The sequence below is a fragment of the Bradyrhizobium sp. AZCC 2176 genome (assembly GCF_036924645.1).
Lineage (GTDB): Bacteria > Pseudomonadota > Alphaproteobacteria > Rhizobiales > Xanthobacteraceae > Bradyrhizobium.
This window is the reverse complement of record NZ_JAZHRX010000001.1, coordinates 1,247,930-1,264,053: the sequence shown is the minus strand read 5'-3', so window position 1 is coordinate 1,264,053 and position 16,124 is coordinate 1,247,930. Positions and strand designations below refer to the sequence as shown.

At 61.0% G+C, this 16,124-nt stretch carries 15 protein-coding genes, 1 tRNA gene and 1 pseudogene; 8 read left to right on the top strand and 9 right to left on the bottom strand.

Annotated features, from left to right (window positions below):
• The first annotated feature begins 508 nt into the window (after nt 1-508).
• Nucleotides 509-1,738, top strand: coding sequence for a GGDEF domain-containing protein (locus V1288_RS05590; RefSeq protein WP_334356126.1), 1,230 nt, complete (start codon nt 509-511; stop codon nt 1,736-1,738).
• A gap of 36 nt (nt 1,739-1,774) precedes the next feature.
• The gene (locus V1288_RS05585) at nt 1,775-2,398 is read left to right on the top strand and encodes a peptidoglycan recognition protein family protein (RefSeq protein ID WP_334356125.1); all 624 of its coding nucleotides are present in this window, start codon (nt 1,775-1,777) and stop codon (nt 2,396-2,398) included.
• A 271-nt stretch (nt 2,399-2,669) separates the two neighbouring features.
• Here the strand turns inward: V1288_RS05585 and rpoH are convergent, their stop codons facing one another.
• Together rpoH and V1288_RS05575 are read right to left on the bottom strand one after the other, a co-directional pair.
• Nucleotides 2,670-3,578 (bottom strand): RNA polymerase sigma factor RpoH, encoded by a 909-nt coding sequence (rpoH, locus tag V1288_RS05580; protein WP_334356124.1) that lies wholly within the window; start codon nt 3,576-3,578, stop codon nt 2,670-2,672.
• Between the two features lie 215 nt (nt 3,579-3,793).
• Nucleotides 3,794-4,822 (bottom strand): RluA family pseudouridine synthase, encoded by a 1,029-nt coding sequence (locus V1288_RS05575; RefSeq protein ID WP_334356123.1) that lies wholly within the window; start codon nt 4,820-4,822, stop codon nt 3,794-3,796.
• Between V1288_RS05575 and V1288_RS05570 the strand changes: the two genes are divergently transcribed.
• The 3 genes from V1288_RS05570 to V1288_RS05560 all read left to right on the top strand — a co-directional run bounded on the left by V1288_RS05570 (nt 4,821) and on the right by V1288_RS05560 (nt 7,360).
• Nucleotides 4,821-5,159: a hypothetical protein gene (locus V1288_RS05570; RefSeq protein WP_334356122.1), complete on the top strand. Its 339-nt coding sequence runs from the start codon at nt 4,821-4,823 to the stop codon at nt 5,157-5,159. The two genes, V1288_RS05575 and V1288_RS05570, sit on opposite strands and share 2 nt — an antisense overlap.
• 132 nt (nt 5,160-5,291) lie before the next feature.
• Nucleotides 5,292-5,366 (top strand) — tRNA-Glu (locus V1288_RS05565).
• 176 nt (nt 5,367-5,542) lie between these two features.
• A complete protein-coding gene (locus V1288_RS05560) occupies nt 5,543-7,360 on the top strand; it encodes a DEAD/DEAH box helicase (protein WP_334356121.1) in 1,818 nt (605 codons plus the stop codon).
• Nucleotides 7,361-7,702: 342 nt separating this feature from the next.
• Here the strand turns inward: V1288_RS05560 and V1288_RS05555 are convergent, their stop codons facing one another.
• Nucleotides 7,703-8,881: a hypothetical protein gene (locus tag V1288_RS05555; RefSeq protein ID WP_334356120.1), complete on the bottom strand. Its 1,179-nt coding sequence runs from the start codon at nt 8,879-8,881 to the stop codon at nt 7,703-7,705.
• Between the two features lie 178 nt (nt 8,882-9,059).
• On the opposite strand from V1288_RS05555, the pseudogene V1288_RS05550 reads away from it, so the two are divergent.
• Nucleotides 9,060-9,364: pseudogene (locus V1288_RS05550) on the top strand (type II toxin-antitoxin system RelE/ParE family toxin).
• A complete protein-coding gene (locus V1288_RS05545) occupies nt 9,361-9,729 on the top strand; it encodes an addiction module antidote protein (protein ID WP_334356119.1) in 369 nt (122 codons plus the stop codon). The pseudogene V1288_RS05550 and the gene V1288_RS05545 overlap by 4 nt, the downstream one beginning before the upstream one ends.
• A gap of 216 nt (nt 9,730-9,945) precedes the next feature.
• Here the strand turns inward: V1288_RS05545 and V1288_RS05540 are convergent, their stop codons facing one another.
• The 5 genes from V1288_RS05540 to V1288_RS05520 are packed head-to-tail and all read right to left on the bottom strand — an operon-like array spanning nt 9,946 to nt 11,934.
• Nucleotides 9,946-10,677 carry a Fic/DOC family protein gene (locus V1288_RS05540; protein WP_334356118.1) on the bottom strand — a complete coding sequence of 244 codons (732 nt, stop codon included), beginning with the start codon at nt 10,675-10,677 and terminating at the stop codon, nt 9,946-9,948.
• Nucleotides 10,674-11,009, bottom strand: coding sequence for a hypothetical protein (locus V1288_RS05535; RefSeq protein ID WP_334356117.1), 336 nt, complete (start codon nt 11,007-11,009; stop codon nt 10,674-10,676). The genes V1288_RS05540 and V1288_RS05535 overlap by 4 nt, the downstream gene beginning before the upstream one ends.
• Nucleotides 11,010-11,276 carry an HGGxSTG domain-containing protein gene (locus V1288_RS05530; protein WP_334356116.1) on the bottom strand — a complete coding sequence of 89 codons (267 nt, stop codon included), beginning with the start codon at nt 11,274-11,276 and terminating at the stop codon, nt 11,010-11,012. It lies immediately after the preceding gene.
• A complete protein-coding gene (locus V1288_RS05525; RefSeq protein WP_334356115.1) occupies nt 11,273-11,722 on the bottom strand; it encodes a hypothetical protein in 450 nt (149 codons plus the stop codon). Before V1288_RS05525 ends, V1288_RS05530 begins: the two co-directional genes overlap by 4 nt.
• A gap of 8 nt (nt 11,723-11,730) precedes the next feature.
• Nucleotides 11,731-11,934, bottom strand: a complete 204-nt coding sequence (locus tag V1288_RS05520; RefSeq protein ID WP_334356114.1) for a hypothetical protein — start codon at nt 11,932-11,934, stop codon at nt 11,731-11,733.
• Between the two features lie 521 nt (nt 11,935-12,455).
• Between V1288_RS05520 and V1288_RS05515 the strand changes: the two genes are divergently transcribed.
• Nucleotides 12,456-15,242 carry a UPF0182 family membrane protein gene (locus tag V1288_RS05515; protein ID WP_334361197.1) on the top strand — a complete coding sequence of 929 codons (2,787 nt, stop codon included), beginning with the start codon at nt 12,456-12,458 and terminating at the stop codon, nt 15,240-15,242.
• A 136-nt stretch (nt 15,243-15,378) separates the two neighbouring features.
• Here the strand turns inward: V1288_RS05515 and V1288_RS05510 are convergent, their stop codons facing one another.
• Entirely contained in the window at nt 15,379-15,570 is a 192-nt protein-coding gene (locus V1288_RS05510) for a hypothetical protein (RefSeq protein ID WP_334356113.1), read from the bottom strand.
• Nucleotides 15,571-16,124: the final 554 nt, after the last annotated feature.

Sequence of the window (16,124 nt, the reverse complement as noted above, 5' to 3'; positions counted from 1 at the left end):
CGGGCCAAAATTCACTTCTTCTTTGACTTCTTGGCTTTCTTCGCCTTGGCCTTCTTCGCCTTCTTCGCTTTCTTAGCCATAGTATCCTCTCAAGGTTTTCATGGATTGAAACGCGACACCGAGGCATGCTTGGCGGAGGGCCAGCCTCGCAACATCCTCGATGACAATCCCAGCAGATTCGCAGGCCCATGCCGCGTGCCGTCATGGCGTTGTCATCACGTTATCCACAGTTGTTATGCATTTTGATGCGATTTCGTGCCGAAAACGAGCCTCGCCACTGCCGTTCGCATCGCGCGCATCATGCTTAACGATGCGCCAACGTCGACGATCTTCATCAATTCAAAACCACGGTTTGGATTGGCCGGCGGCAGTGAGGGTCCGTTAAACGTCGCGGATGCACCTTGTCCTGCAAGACGACGGGGATCGTCGTGGGAGAAGGCGCGAGGCAGAGCCTTTGAGCGGTCGTTAGACAACAGGGGAGACGGGACGCGCGCGTCCCGGGTTCGCGATGCTGAGCGTTCCGACGCTTTGGACGGTGTTCGTCATCAATTTTCTCGCGCTGGGCCTGATCTGGGCCTACGTGATGCGCAGCTATCCGTCGTTCGAAGCCGCGCGGTTCTGGACCGGCTCGGCGTTCGTTGCGGCGGCTGGTGCTGCGATGGCGATGCTGCGCGTGATTTACACCGATACGCTGGTGCCGCTGCTGTTTGCCGGCACCGCGCTGATCCTGGCGATCTGCCTGGCCGCGATGGGGATCCGGAAATTCTTCAACCAGGCCGTTTCCTGGCCTGACACCGTGCTGACGACGGGGCTCGGCTTTGCTGGCTTGACCTTCTTCATCTTCGTCCACGACAGCGTGCCCGCGCGCATGACCGTCTTTACGATCGCCCAGGCACTGCCGATGGCGCTGAGCCTGAAGCTGTTGCTCGGCCGCCATGAGGGTCGCGCCAATCCGGGCGCGCGGCTGGCCGGCGTCGTCACCATTCTCATCATGGCCATTTTCGTCGCCAGGTGGATCGGCGCGCTGACCACCACGGGCGGCGGCTTCTCCTACATGCATTTCAGCCCGGTGCAATCGGTCGTCATCCTGGTGCTGGTGTTCCTGTCGATGTCGCTGAATTTCGGCTTCCTGCTGATGGCGATGGACCGGCTGCGCAACGAGGTCGCCGATCTCGCGCTGCTCGATGATCTCACCGGTGTCGGCAACCGCCGCTATCTGCTGCAGCGGCTGACGGAAGAATGCGCGCGCTCGGAACGCAGCGGCCAGCCTTTCGCGCTGCTGGTGACCGATCTCGACGGCTTCAAGGCCATCAACGATACCCACGGCCACGCCGCGGGCGATGCCTGCCTGCAGCATTTCACCCTGATGGCGCAAACCCGCCTGCGGCCCGGCGACATGCTGGCACGGACCGGCGGCGACGAATTCTGCATCGTGCTGCCGTCGTCTACGCTGCGCGAAGGCGCCATGATCGCGCGCCGCGTGCTGGAGGTCTGCCGTGCGGACGCCGAACAATGCGCCGGCAACGACATTCCGATCGCGGTATCAATCGGCGTCGCGCAATGGACCCGGGAGATGGGCGCCTATCCCGACCGCCTGATTGCGGCCGCCGACCATGCGCTCTACGACGCCAAGAAGGCCGGCCGCAACGGCTTTGCCACCTACGACGCGGCACCGCCGCTGGCGCCCGAACCCGTCAATCCGCCGATGTCCGGCATGCCGCTGCGCAAGCACGCCTGAAGCGTGTTATTAAGGTCCGTCACCGGGCCGTGAGACATGAACCTTCGCTCGCTTGCGCTGGCGGTTTGCGCCCTCGCATTTTCCCTATCCGCCGCCGCGCAAACGCAAGACCTCGCCGCGATCGCGCGCGGGTCGGGCACGCCGGATATTCCCGGGTTGAAAATGGTCTGGCTCGCGCCGTGGGGCGACGTTGCGAACGCCCATCCCTGGCGCAACATCATCGTACACCAGACCGAAGGGCCGGCCGGTTCGGCACGCGGCGGCGCGCAGGCGCAATCGAAGAACCCGACGCGACGCGGCGTCATGGTCTGGGTCGAGACCGACGGCACGGTGTACTGGGCGGTCGCCGAACATCTGGTTCCGACCCATGGCGACGGCGCCAACCGCAACGACAACAAGTACATCGACAACAAACCGACCTATCGGCAGGTGGTCGGCAACAATTCGGTCGGCGTCGAGTTCGCCGGCAATTTTCCGGACCTGACCCGCGGTCCGACGGACGCGCAAGTCGCCGCGTGGAAAATTCTCGTGAAGGTGCTGCGCGCGCGCTACGGCATCCCGCCCGATCGCGTCTACGCGCACAACTGGATCGACTACAAGGACGCCCGCTATTGCGAAGGCTGCGCGCTGGCGAAGATGGCGCGAGAGTGGGGCGAGTAGGGGACGTCCTCAACCGGTCGACCGGCTTCGCGGACCGTCGGCGGAAGTATTGTTGAGGCGCTCTCTCGTCGTCGCTGCGAAAGCGGGGATAACCACCGCCGCTCATTGTTGTGCGTAGACAAAGAAGGCAACGTACACTGCCTTCCTCATCAGACCCACGGCGTATGGGTCCCCGCGTTCGCGGGAACGACGGCGCTTGTGGAAACAACACCAAAAAACAAAAAGCCGGCGTTGCCGCCGGCTTTCGTCAACTGTTACCTCGGCCGCGCGATCAGTGCGCGGCTTCGAGCGCCGCTTCCTGCTTGGCTTCCTGCCGGGCGATCGTGCCCTTGACGGCCGATTGCACCTTCTCGAAAGCGCGGACCTCGATCTGCCGCACGCGTTCGCGCGAGACGCCGAACTCGGCGGCGAGGTCTTCCAGCGTCATCGGCTCTTCCGCCAGGCGCCGCGCCTCGAAGATGCGGCGTTCGCGCGGGTTGAGCACGCCGATAGCGCCGTTCAGTGCCTGACGGCGATGATCGAACTCCTCGTGCTCGGCCATCACGGCTTCCTGGTTGGGCGAGTTATCGACCAGCCAGTCCTGCCATTCGCCGGCTTCACCGTCGTCGCGGATCGGCGCGTTGAGCGACGCGTCGCCACCGAGGCGGCGGTTCATGTCGACGACGTCCTGATCCGTCACGCCGAGGCGCTTGGCAATCAGCTTCACCTGGTCGGGGCGGAGATCGCCCTCGTCCAGCGCGGAGATCTTGCTCTTCGCCTTGCGCAGGTTGAAGAACAGCTTCTTCTGGTTCGCGGTGGTTCCCATTTTCACGAGCGACCAGGAACGCAGAATGTACTCTTGTATCGACGCCTTGATCCACCACATGGCGTAGGTGGCCAGACGGAAACCCTTCTCGGGCTCGAACCGCTTGACCGCCTGCATCAGGCCGACATTGCCTTCCGAGACGACCTCGGAGATCGGCAAGCCGTAGCCGCGATAGCCCATGGCGATCTTGGCCACGAGCCGGAGATGGCTGGTGACAAGGTGATGTGCCGCGTCGCGATCGTCATGTTCGCGCCAACGCTTGGCGAACATGTATTCCTGCTGGGGCTCCAGCATCGGAAATTTGCGGATCTCGGCGAGGTATCTTGAGAGACCGGATTCTCCATTGAGAACCGGCAACGTAGCTGTACGGGCCATTTGAGCGCCCTCCAGTGGTTCAGGCCCCCGATAGCGGCGGGCCCGGCAGGTGATCGCTGTGTTAAAGCCGACCAGGCTGCGATGTTCCGCGCTGGATATTCAGCGCAGGTGCAACATAGCGGAAAACGAACAAATAGGGAAGGAATGCTGACGTCACGTCGCCGTGTGGCAGCTATAACCTATTGGTATAGCTTATCTTTTCTGAAGGGGCTGCGTCATAGCGCCGCTTCCAGCGCCCGTTGCAGGAGGAGCAAATCCTCCGGCAAAGCCGCCTCCCAATGCAAAAATTCCCCGGTTCGGGGGTGTTCAAGGGCGAGCAGGTAGGCATGGAGGGCCTGTCGGCCGAGGGCGGTGAGCGCTTCCTTACCTTGGGTGCCGAGCTGGCCGGCCTTGGTCTTGAAGTGCGGGCCATAGACGGCATCGCCCATCAGGGGATGGCCGATATGGGCGAGGTGCACCCGGATCTGATGGGTGCGCCCGGTCTCGAGCTGGCAGGCGAGAAACGAGGCGACCGGCTTGCCGTCGCGCCCCTGATACGCCGCCTGCAATTCCCAATGGGTGATCGCCTCGCGGCCGCTCTGGCGCACCGCCATTTTTTCGCGGGCAAAAGGATGCCGGTCGATCGGCGCGTCGACCGTGCCGCGCTGGCGATTGGGCACCCCCCAGACGAACGCCATGTAGCCCCGCTGCATCGGCCCGGTGCGGCCGTGATCGGCGAATTGTGCAGTGAGCGATTGATGCGCCTGGTCGTTCTTGGCGATCACCATCAGGCCTGTCGTGTCCTTGTCGAGCCGGTGCACGATGCCCGGCCGGCGGACGCCGCCGATGCCGGAAAGGCTGGCGCCGCAATGGGCGATCAGCGCGTTGACCAGCGTGCCGCTCTCATGGCCGGCGGCCGGATGCACAACGAGGCCCTTCGGCTTATTGATGACGATGATGTCGTCGTCCTCATAGACAATGTCGAGCGCGATATCTTCGCCCTTTGGCTCCGGCGCGGCCGCTTCGGGGACGTCGATTGTGATCGTATCGCCTCGCGCGACATGATAAGCGGGGTCGCGGATGGGGGCGCCTTTCGCGGTAACGGAACCGGCCAGAATCAGCGCCTTCAGCCGCGAGCGCGACAGTTCCGGGCGGAGCACCGCGAGCACGCGGTCGAGGCGGGGCGACCCCTCGTCGCCGCCGACGGTAACCTCCAGCCGTTGACCGCTGTTTGATGATCCCTGTTCCAACCAAGAGTCCTGCATGACCGATACCGTTGCGCCCGAACCGACCCCCGAGCAGGCCGCGCTGATCGCGCGGGTGCGGCGGATGATGCTGATCGCGGGCCTCACCTCGGCACTTGCGGTGGCCGTGGTTCTGATCGCCGTCGGGTACCGTCTTTACCGTGGCGAGGGAAGCCCTGCGGCAGCCACGACGGACATTATCGCAACCCTGCCCAAGGGCGCCCGCATCGTCTCGACGGCGGTGGCCGGCGAGCGGCTGGTGCTGACGCTGGATATCGACGGGGTGACCGAAATCCGCACCTTCGACGCCAGGACGCTGAAACCGGCCGGAAAGCTCAAATTCATCAGCGAGCCCTGAGGCCGGCGCGATCGCCAAAAATGCCCCTGAGCCGGCCCGGGGACGCCAGGCAACAGGTTTACCCAATTGGCAGCAGGCCCTCAGACGTGCCTTGCCGATCGCACATTTCGCGGCTATTCCCTGAGGCCGTACGCTCCCTTCGTCTAGCGGTTAGGACGCGGCCCTCTCAAGGCTGAAACAGGGGTTCGATTCCCCTAGGGAGCGCCACGGGCTTCAGGACGCCGTCGCACGGGTGTTGAAGTCGCCCCTGCCCAAATTGGTCTTCCTGAAAAAGTCGCTGGGAGAACGATTGATTTGCGAAGGGGCAGGCCCGTGAGCATTGGTCCAAAGCGTGTTGAGGTCACGTTAAGCTCCGAGCCGGCTGTCAACTTCTCGGCCGTTACATGGCAATCCTGATTCCCAGCCTCGGCTTCGCGCGCTTCGACACCCGCGGCGAGCTGAGACTCGCTGAGCGCCTCAAGGACTTCCTCGAAGAGAACGCTGTCGTTTGGCACAATCTCCCGGTAGGCCCGCGCAGCCGGCATCCGGACTTTATCATCGTTCACCCAGCAAATGGCCTGCTCGTGCTTGAGGTGAAGGACTGGCGCCTGGAGTCAATCGTCTCGGCCGACAAGGCAAAAGTCGAACTGCTGACGAGTCGCGGCATCGTGCGGGAGAGCAACCCCCTGGAGCAGGCTCGCAAGTACACGTTCGAGGTCGTGCGCACGCTGGAGCGCGATGGCCAACTACTGTTCCCGGCCGGTCACCGCTTCATGGGCAAATCGATCCTTCCGTTCGGCTTCGGGGCCGTATTCACCAATATCACGCGCAAGCAGTTCGATCAGACCAATCTCAAGGAGGTACTCGCCGAGCATCTATGTGTGTTCAAGGATGAAATGACGGAGGGCGCGGACCCTGAAGCATTCCGGTCCAGATTGTGGCGCATGGTTTATCCGCATCTCGGAGAGCCTCTGTCGATGCCGCAGTTCGACCGGCTGCGCGCGCTGCTCTTTCCCGAAATCCGCATACGACAGATTGCCCTGCCTCTGGACGAACCGATGGTGCCCGATCCATCCGACCGGACGCTTGCAGTGATGGACATGCATCAGGAGCAGATCGCACGCAGCTTGGGAGAGGGGCATCGAATTATTCGCGGCGTTGCTGGATCGGGCAAGACGCTGATCCTTGCCTTTCGGGCCGAACATCTGGCGCGTGCGGCGACAAAGCCGGTACTCATCCTGTGCTACGCCAATGGCATCGCTGGACGACTTGAGGACACCATGCAGAATCGGGGCGTGGAGGACCGTGTTCAGGTCCTTACCTTTCATGCTTGGTGTTACCGGATGCTGCGGACTTATGGGATTCCCGCCCCATCCGAGCGAGAATATCCAGACTACGCAAAGCGACTGGCTGCGAGCGTTTCAGAGGTCGTGAAGGCTGTGGATCAGGGGCATATCCCAACGGAACAGTATGACGCTGTCCTGATCGACGAGGCGCACGACTTCGAGCCGCAATGGCTCGCGCTTGCGGCCAAGATGGTGAACCCGCGCACGAAGGCGCTGATGGTCGTCTACGACGATATACAGGCCATCTACAAGGGACGTGGGCGCCCGGTGTGGAAACAGCTCGGAATTGAAGCGACGGGCAGAACGACCGTACTGAAAGTCAACTACCGCAACACGGCGCAGATCGTTGCCTTCGCGCGACGCTTCGCTTCAGACGTGATCGGCGCTCCGGGCACGACGGCCGATGATGAGCACCCCATCCTGTTGCCCGAAGATGCAGGTCGGCAGGGACTGGTGCCAGACGTGCGGCAGTGTGTGAGCATCGAAGCAGAAGCTCACTGCGTCGCCGAGTGGTTTCTTGGGCGGAAAAAGGCGGGGTACGAGTGGCCGCAAATGGCTTGCCTTTATCCGGAGCACTGGATTGGGGAGCGGGTCGCTCAGGTACTCAGCAAGCATGAAGTGCCGATCGATATGGCCAAGAACAACAGGAACAGAGTTTCGACGAAGCGTGTAGCCGTGCGGTTGTTGAGCATGCACACCGCGAAGGGGCTCGAGTTTCCGTGCGTCGCTATTGCAGGGTTGGGCTTGCTCGGCCGCCATGGCGAGGCGGTCGAGGAATGTGTTCGGCTGACATATGTTGGGGTTACCCGGGCGACTCACGAGGCGCTTTTGACCTACTCAAGTGAGTCGCCGCTGGTGCAGCGGTTGATCGCGTAGACTGCGATAGGAGGAATCCTGTGACGAAAAACTATTCTATTACGGTGACAGTGCTGGACTGCTGGACTGCACCCCTCAAGTGAGACACGATAATCTCGGTGACAGGCATTCCCAGGATGACCTGTGGCAGCAAGAGGGAAGAACCGTCAGTTTCCGACGGCTTACAAACCGAGGGCGATCAAGCGTGTCGAGCGAGGCTGCAGGCCGCCTATGAGAAGGTGATGGCGAAGAGGGCCAAAGGCTGACGTCAGCGAGGCGCAGCCCGCGATTGCCTGACGAACGTCGCGGGACAAGCAGCCTCACGCATACGCAAAAACGGCAACTGTCCCCTTCATAGGAAAGCTATTGAGCCGCCGTCACTCGCAACGGTTTCCTCAGAGCCCGTTGGGGGCTCGATTCCGGATCCGCGATCGGGCGGCGGTAGGTCGCGACGCGGCGCAGCCAGCCGACCTCGAAGACACGGTTGGATGGAAGGTTGCGAACCCTCTGCTGCAGGACGAACTGCGCCGCATCGGCGAATTCGGCGCGCACGGCCTTCGGATCGCTGGTATCACCGTTCATCTTGAGCAGCACCTGCTTGAGACCCCAACCCTGCCGCCGCCCGGTCTCCCTGTCCATGGCGGCTTCGTTCGGGTTGGTGCCCTCGCCCTTGAAGTTGATGTAGTCGATCAGCGGATAAAAATCCTCGGAGGCGCGAATGACGCGCGTGAACTGGATGACGATATGTTCGCGCTCCGTGCCGTCGGGCGTCGTCTTGAGGATCTTCTCCATCGCACCTTGCGCCCGCGTCACCATGAATTGCGTCTGCTCCGCCACGGTGTCGAGCAGAAGCTGCCTCAACTCTTTCATCTGCGGTGAGTTGGAGTTCCTCCTGAACTCAGCCCGGCTCGTCCACGGGTTGGCCGGAATTTGCGTCTGGTCCAGCCAGGCGGGCAAACGCACGTTCTTCTTGCGCATGAATTCGAGCAGGGCCGGAAAGCTCTCCTCGAAAGGCAGCCATTTGCCGACAGGAAACCAGATGAAATGACCGATGCCTAGGGAAGCGAATTCCTCGTTCGCATTCCATGACGTGATCGCATCACTTTTCCCGCCTGTTTCATTCAGCCAGATCTTCTGGCCGATCTTCTTGGCCAGATCGCCCGGCAAGACGAGCTGCGGTACAGGTAAATCCTTGGCCTCGTGGCTCGATTTCCGTGCTTCCGGCATTAGAACGGCAGCTTCCGGCGCTGGCTTCTGCACCTCAGGCTGTCGCAGGACTGTTTCGGGTTCCGACTTCTGCGTGTGGGATGCTTGCGCGATGCCAGGCCCACCCTGCTCTTTTGCATTATCAGCGACGCGTGTCGCGGCCGGCGCGGCTATTTCCGCCAATGCCGTTTGCGTCGCCATGCCAGCGACGACGACACACGAGAGCAGCAATGAGCCGCAAGCAAGCACCTTCGCGCTGTACCGTCCGGGTTTCGCTTGCCGTGCCGTTCTCCTGCCGCTACCCGCGCGCCAGTGGCCAATGAAATCACCGCCCATGTCTATGTTTCCGAAGGCTAGCCTGACGGGAAGGGTCGTGCGGGCGAACAACACGATGCGTATGGCGAAATCGTGGGGTCATAGCGGCGGCCCGGTGCCCTCGTTCGGAGCCCAAAGCGGAATGGACCCGTGCGCGGCTTCTTCTTGACAATCTGTATCCAGTTAGATACAATTGGTCATGAACACGCTCATTCGGTCATCCGTCTTTTCCGATTGGCTGAATAGCTTGAAAGATCAGAAGGCCAAGGCGCGGATACTGCACCGGCTGTCGCAAGCTTCCCTGGGTAATTTCGGGGATTGCGAGCCGGTAGGCGAAGCGTCTCGGAAATGCGTATCCACCATGGTCCGGGATTCCGTGTCTATTTCGTGCGTGATGGTGCCGCCGTCTATGTGCTGCTTTGCGGTGGCGACAAGTCCAGCCAGCGCCGCGATATCGCCAGGGCAAAGCGCATGGCGAGGGAATTGAAGGAGAGCGGGCGATGAAGAAGGCCAAAGCCAAGGAAAACGTCAAGGCAAACGCGAAGGCAAAGGTCACTTACGCGCCATTTGAGGTCGCTGACTATCTCGACAGTGAGGAAGCGATTGCGGAGTATCTTTCGCTCGCGGCCCGCGACGAAGACCCCGGCGTATTGCTCAAGGCGCTTGGTGACGTGGCCAAGGCGCGCGGCATGGCGGAGGTCGCGAAGGCGTCCGGTCTCGGCCGGGAAAGCCTCTACAAGACACTTGCGCCGGGTGCCAAGCCGCGTTTCGAAACGATTGCCACCATCATGCGGGCGCTGAATGTCGGGTTTTCAGTAAGCAGATTGCCAGTGCGAGCGAAGAAGGCGCGCAAGTTGACAGCGGCGTAGGTGGCGAGCGAGGCTGCGAAACCCAATCACTTCATCTCTTCCAGCAGCTTCTGCGCTTCACCCAGCAACGCCTGAATCCGCCTTCGCTCGTCGATCGCATCCGTGGTGAACAGGAAATTACAGTGACAGTGCATGAAACTCTCATCACCGCAGTTGAGTGCATTGTCACGGTAATCTCAGGTTTGGGGACTTCACAGCATCAGTACGCTCACAAGCCTAGGCGCCGCCGGTATGCTCGTCGCGTTTAAGCTGCTGCTGTTTGTACTCGGCTATAACTGCCGGATTGTCGTTGCTGCCGCGAACTTTATCGGCATCGCCTGTGCCGCCATCGAGGCCCTTGGTCGCTGCAATGTGCTCTTTGAGATCAGTGACTGCTGGTCGGATGTACGGTTCGAGATATTTATCGAGAATTCCCTTGCCAGGATCATCCAGCTCTTTGGTCAACGCTTGCAGATAGGCGGTTTTGTCCGTCGAGGCCCAATCGACACTGAAGCCGGCACGCTGAGCCAGGACTGAGTGGACGATCATGATGGTGCGTCCATTGCCGTCCAGGAAGGGATGGCCATGGGCGAGGTAGCCCATAACTTCGCCCGCCTTCTCTCGCATCGCTTTCGGGTCGTTGCCGAGCTTTAGCGCATGCTCGATTGCATTCTGAATATACTTTGGATGGGCGAAGAGGACGCTGCCACGGCTTACCGCAATGTTGGGCGCTGTTTGGGTGCGATCCTGCCCGGCCCACGGATACATTGCTTCGAACAGTATTTTGTGCGTGCTGAGCACGTCGGAGTAGGTGAGGGCCTTCTCCTTTTTTAGCGCTTCGAAAGCGTCGTCGATCCCGGTTGTAAAGGAGGCATGCTCCAGCCGCCTCACAATGGCAGGGTCTTTCTCTTGGGCTATATTCCTTAGATACCCGCGCGATTCAAAGTCGCCGAACGGATCGAATGTCACGGCTTGGCTTCGTGCAGGTAGCGAGCCTGGAGCTGGATCATCTCTGTGCGTGTAATGTGTTTGGCCCGCTGCAAACCAATGAGCAACTGCTCGATCTCATCAAGCTCAACCGTGTCCCCCGCCAGGCGGGAAATGTGGTGCGCCAGGCGATCATTTGGACCCTCCGTGTAGGACACGTGGAACGTCCGGGCCAGGGTCCGTATGTGCTCTGCGGTCGAAGAGGAAGTTGGCTTATTCATATCATCAACATAGCACTTTTTGACTGAAATTCCATTAACGAACAGGGGCCGGAAATCAGTGGGTTGTAGGCGCTCTGTCGTGCCGAAAGCCACTCACTTCATCTCGTCCAGCAGCTTCCGCGCTTCACCCAGCAACGCCTGAATCTGCCCTCGCTCGGCGATCGCATCCCTGGTGAACAGGCCGTGCTTGCGCGCGTTCTGGTTTGCCCTTGGCGCGCCGGATCCCGGTGCGCCGCCGTGCATGCGGCAGCGCTTCCTGCCGTGCACCGCCGGCGAGCGGCAGGCGCCACTGGCTCGGGTTTTGGCGCCACACCGCGGGCTCGCCAGTATCGGGCCGGTATTTCTGAGGTGATCGCTCATGCCTGTGCTTCCCGCTTGGCATCAGCGGAATCGCGCCTTCGCCTGGAGCCCGCGGCCTTCGGCGCATTCCGCGCCGCCGATGCCGGGTTCTTGTCGGAAACGATCACGCTGGCATGCTGCGTGACGTTGCCGACAATCGCCTTGCCGCCGTCGCCGACCGACACGTTCTGCACGGTGATGGCGGGCTCGCCTTGGCTCCGGTAACGGTTCAGCGCCTCGATCTGGGCGGGAAACGTGCGGGCGAGCCTGCCCAATGCGCGCGCGGCACTGTCGTGCTGAGCGAGATCGTCCGCATTTGCAAGGTGATGGGCGCATCGCATCGCCATCACATGAACGGAAACCATCTGCGCCACAAGCATGCCCTCGACAGAATCCCTCGGCTTGATGCTCTTCACCATCGAAATCATGAAAGAGAGATTGACCTCGTCAGGACTCTCGCCGCTCACGCTGGCCTTTACCAATTGCCTGATAATGCCATCATCGCTTCGCGATCCGCGACCCCCAGTGCGTTCGCCATGAGCTGTTCGCCGAGCTCCGGATCTGGATGGTCGATGGAGAAGCCGTGCGACAGAAGCTTTATTCGCGGGGCTGCGGCAGCTTTGGCCTGGTCCGTTGCGGCGATCGCCGTTGGCATGGCGAGGTCCGGAGCGCTGTTCATGTTGAGATTCCCCTGGCGCGCGCGGGCCGCGCGCGCGGTTCGGCCACGCGCAGGCGATCGTTCGCCGCGGCGAGGCGGTTGCAATTTCAAATGGTGGGTGAGGATTTTGAGCGGCAATCGCAACTGACGCGCCGTTGTTGCGGAGAGCGGCGGGCGTTTACAGATTGCGGGATGGTGAAGAAATGCCCCTGATTTGCCCGACGTGTCAACTTGCTTTCAAGGCATCCATGCCGGCCGCCCGCTACTTTGCATGGGGTTGTTTTCGATATTTTGGGAGCGCGCACCTTCGAAGGGGAGTTCTCCAACGTCACCCGCCGGCAAAGGCACGGGGCGATATGCAAGGTAGTGGGATAGCCGGCGGCTGCATCCGCCGAGTTTTGTCCTTTGCGCTCCTCGATTTGCTGCTTTGCGCTGTTCCGGGGGCCAGCGACGGAACTTCGGGCATCTGCGTGCCGCTTTTGCCGCGCAACCCGACCACGAATCAAGCGGCAGGCGTCCCTCATTTCCGCTATGATCAACTCATGACGATCGGGATTACCGGACCCGAACGGAAGGTGCCAAGGCAAAGCGCCGTGGTCGGGTTGATCATTGCGGCCGTCTTCGCCGGGATTTGCCTGATCCTGCTCTGGCTCACGAGCGACTTCCTGGTTGACTGGCTGTGGTTTTCTGCGATCGGCTATCCGCAGGTTTTCTGGACGACAATCGGCGCCAAAGCCGTCGTCTTTTTTGCAGTCTGGACCGGAACTGCGGTCGTCCTTTGGTTGAACGGATGGCTCGCGGTGCGCTTTGCCCGACGGCAGCCGCAGCAATCTGTCGCGGCCTTCGTGGGCAATCTTGCAGGCAATGTTCCGCCGCCCGACCTGTTCGTGGTCGTGCGCGATCGGCTGCCGTGGCGCCGCGTCATCGCGGCTGGTGCAGGTTTGCTCGCTCTGCTGGTTGCCGCGCTGGAAGTCGGCAATTGGGGTATTTTCCTGCAGTTTTTGTATTACGTTCCCTATGGCGCAGACGATCCGCTCTTCAGCAAGGACATCAGTTTCTATCTCTTCGTGCTGCCGGCCTATATCCTCGTCAAAAACTGGATGCTGCTCACACTCGTTCTGAGCGCGCTTTTCGCCGCGGCGATCTATTGGGTGCACGGCGACATCGAATACGACATTCATCATCGATCGATGTCGCCGACAGCAATCGCTCACGGCTCGGCGCTGCTTGCTCTGCTCTTTGCCGTGAAGGCCTGGTCGTACGTTCTCGACCGTTACCTGCTGCTCTATGGCGACAACGGCGTCGTCGTCGGCGCCAGCTACACCGATGTGCATGTGGGGCTACCGGGCCTGTGGCTAATGATCGGGCTGTCGATCATTGCGGCGTTTGCTGTGTTGGCAAACCTCCGGGTGAGGACCTACCGGCTTCCCGCCGCCGCGGTCATGCTTGTCGTCATCGGCTCTTTCGTGCTGTCCGGCGTAGCTCCCGTGCTGTTCCGGCAGTTCTTCGTCAAACCAAGCGAGTTGGAGCTGGAGAAGCCCTACATCGAGCGCAACATCGCGCTCACCCGGCAGGCATACAATCTCGATCAGGTCGCCGCCAAGCCGTTTGCTGCCGAACAGAAGCTTACCTTCAAGACGCTCGAAGCCAACAAGGCGACCATCGACAATATCAGGCTGTGGGACTGGCTGCCCTTGTCGGACACCTACGCGCAGCTGCAAGAGATCCGCACCTACTACAAATTCCGTCATCTTGACGTTGACCGCTACTGGCTCGATGGCTCCTACCAAAGCGTAATGATCTCGGCCCGCGAACTGCGGCCCTCCTTGCTGCCGCCGAATGCCCAGACATGGGTCAACCGCCACGTGCTGTTTACCCACGGCACCGGCGCGGTGATGAGCCCGGTCACTCGCAAGACCACCGAAGGGCTGCCATTGCTTTATTTGCGCGATATACCTCCTGTTGCGGACGGAGGCCCCCAGATCCGTGAACCGCGCATCTACTACGGCGAAGAGCACGACAGCTACGTCATCGTCAAAGGGAGCACGCCTGAGTTCGACTATCCGAAGGGAAAGGACAATGTCTACGCGGCCTATGACGGCACCGGTGGCGTTCCGATCGGAGCGATGGTGTGGAGAGGCCTGTTCGCCTATTACTTCAACGACCCGAACCTGGTGCTCTCAAGCTACATCACCGCCGACAGCCGGATCATGATCCGCCGCAATATCCAGCAACGGGTCGGAACGATCGCTCCGTTCCTCAGGCTCGATCACGATCCTTATTTGGCCATCAGCGATGGGCGGATGTTCTGGATGCAGGACGCCTATACGGTGAGTTCCTATTTCCCCTATGCAGAGCCGGCGCAAGAGCTGGGCCTCAACTACATTCGTAATTCAGTGAAGGTTATCGTCGATGCCTATAACGGAACCGTGGACTTCTATTTGATGGACGCTGCCGACCCGGTCGCCGCAACCTTCCAGCGCATCTTTCCGAGCTTGTTCAAGCCGTTCGCGGCTATGCCGGCAGACCTGCAGAGGCACATCCGCTATCCCGAGGACCTGTTCCTGATTCAGGCGCGGCTCTATCAGACCTACCACATGGAGGCGGCCGATGTTTTCTACAACCGCGAGGATCTCTGGCAGTTTCCGCGCCAGCCGGGCGGCGGCGGCGTTGCAACGATGGCCCCTTATTACATCATCATGCGGCTGCCCGGCGAGCCGCAGGCCGAGTTCTTCCTCATGCTTCCGATGGTGCCTAGCCGCCGCGACAACATGATCGCGTGGCTCGCCGCGCGCTGCGACGCGCCCGACTATGGCAAGCTGATCGTCTACGAATTTCCCAAGGAGAAGCTCGTCTATGGACCATTCCAGATCGAAGCGCGGATCAATCAGAGTACCGAGATATCACAACAAATCACGCTGTGGAATCAGATGGGCTCGCGAGTGATACGCGGTGCGAACTTGCTTGTGATCCCGATCGAGAACTCGATTCTTTATGTAACACCGCTCTATCTGCGAGCGGAGCACGGACACCTGCCGGAGCTGAAGCGCGTGATCGCGGCCTACGGCGAACATGTGGTGATGAAAGAGACGCTCGCCGAGGCCTTGTCAGCGCTGTTCACGGAGTCCGGCGCTGCGCCGGCGGTTTCAACCACGACAGGGGAGAGGCCCGCCACAGGCCCGGCGGCAAGTCAGGCACGGGAGGCGCTCGATCGCTACAATCAAGCAGTGGAGCGATTGAAGTCCGGAGATTGGAAAGGCTTCGGTACGCAGTTCGATGCAATGCGCGAGCTTCTGGAGGAAATGAACCGACGCTCCACCGGCCACTAGGGCCCCGAAACCTCCGATCCATCGCTGCCTCCGGCCCGGGACACCGGCAGCTTTTTCGTCGACCACCGCGAAGCGCGTCCCGTCACGATGGAATGCTCTCGTTTATAATTTGCGTTTTGTCGGCAAGGGGCGCCCGCTAAGGCCGCAAAATACCTCGAATGCCATCATCACCTTTGGGTGTATCGCGGCCCGCTACTGTCGCCTGGCTTGGAGATGGCCTCGATGATCTTTCGATGCACTCAATATCTTCTCGCAATTTCTTCAGCTCGAAATACGCTTTGATGAAGTTGTAGTTTGTAGAAGCAGCCGCAGCGGGACGTTTGCGCATATCCAATCCCTTCGCTCTCTCCAGGAACCTACAGGTCATCGCGCGTGCGCTCAAAAAACGGAGCATGCGGACTCGTCGAGGTCGAACCGCGATGGCCATCGACGAGTCCGCAACCGCCGCGCCGCTTTGGTTGCCCCGCAGAACACACTTATTGATGTTCTCCGCGGAGTCTGTAGCGCGGCGAACACAACAACACTGAACTCACGAATGTGGTAACGGGGTTACAGTTTGATCCCGCCGTTGGACCGGGCAACGATAAACCTCGTGCCATCTTCGCCCAGCCCGTAACGTTCAGTCCGCAGCTGAGGTCGCGGTCCGCGATGGTTTGGGAGCGTCGGGTCGGCTCAGGAGGATCACCTGGCGAAGCGATGCCGCAATATCGGCGATCGATCTGAAAAGGCTACCGTGGCGACGAACGCCAAGGATGTGCAGCAATACGCATGATGCCTCAGCCTCGGTGGAGGTGGTCGTCGGCCTGAAAATCTGTCTCTATTGGAATAGAGACGACCGGTAGGTGCCCGGGCTCGCGGAGCGCTGCCGGCCTTGACGGACCT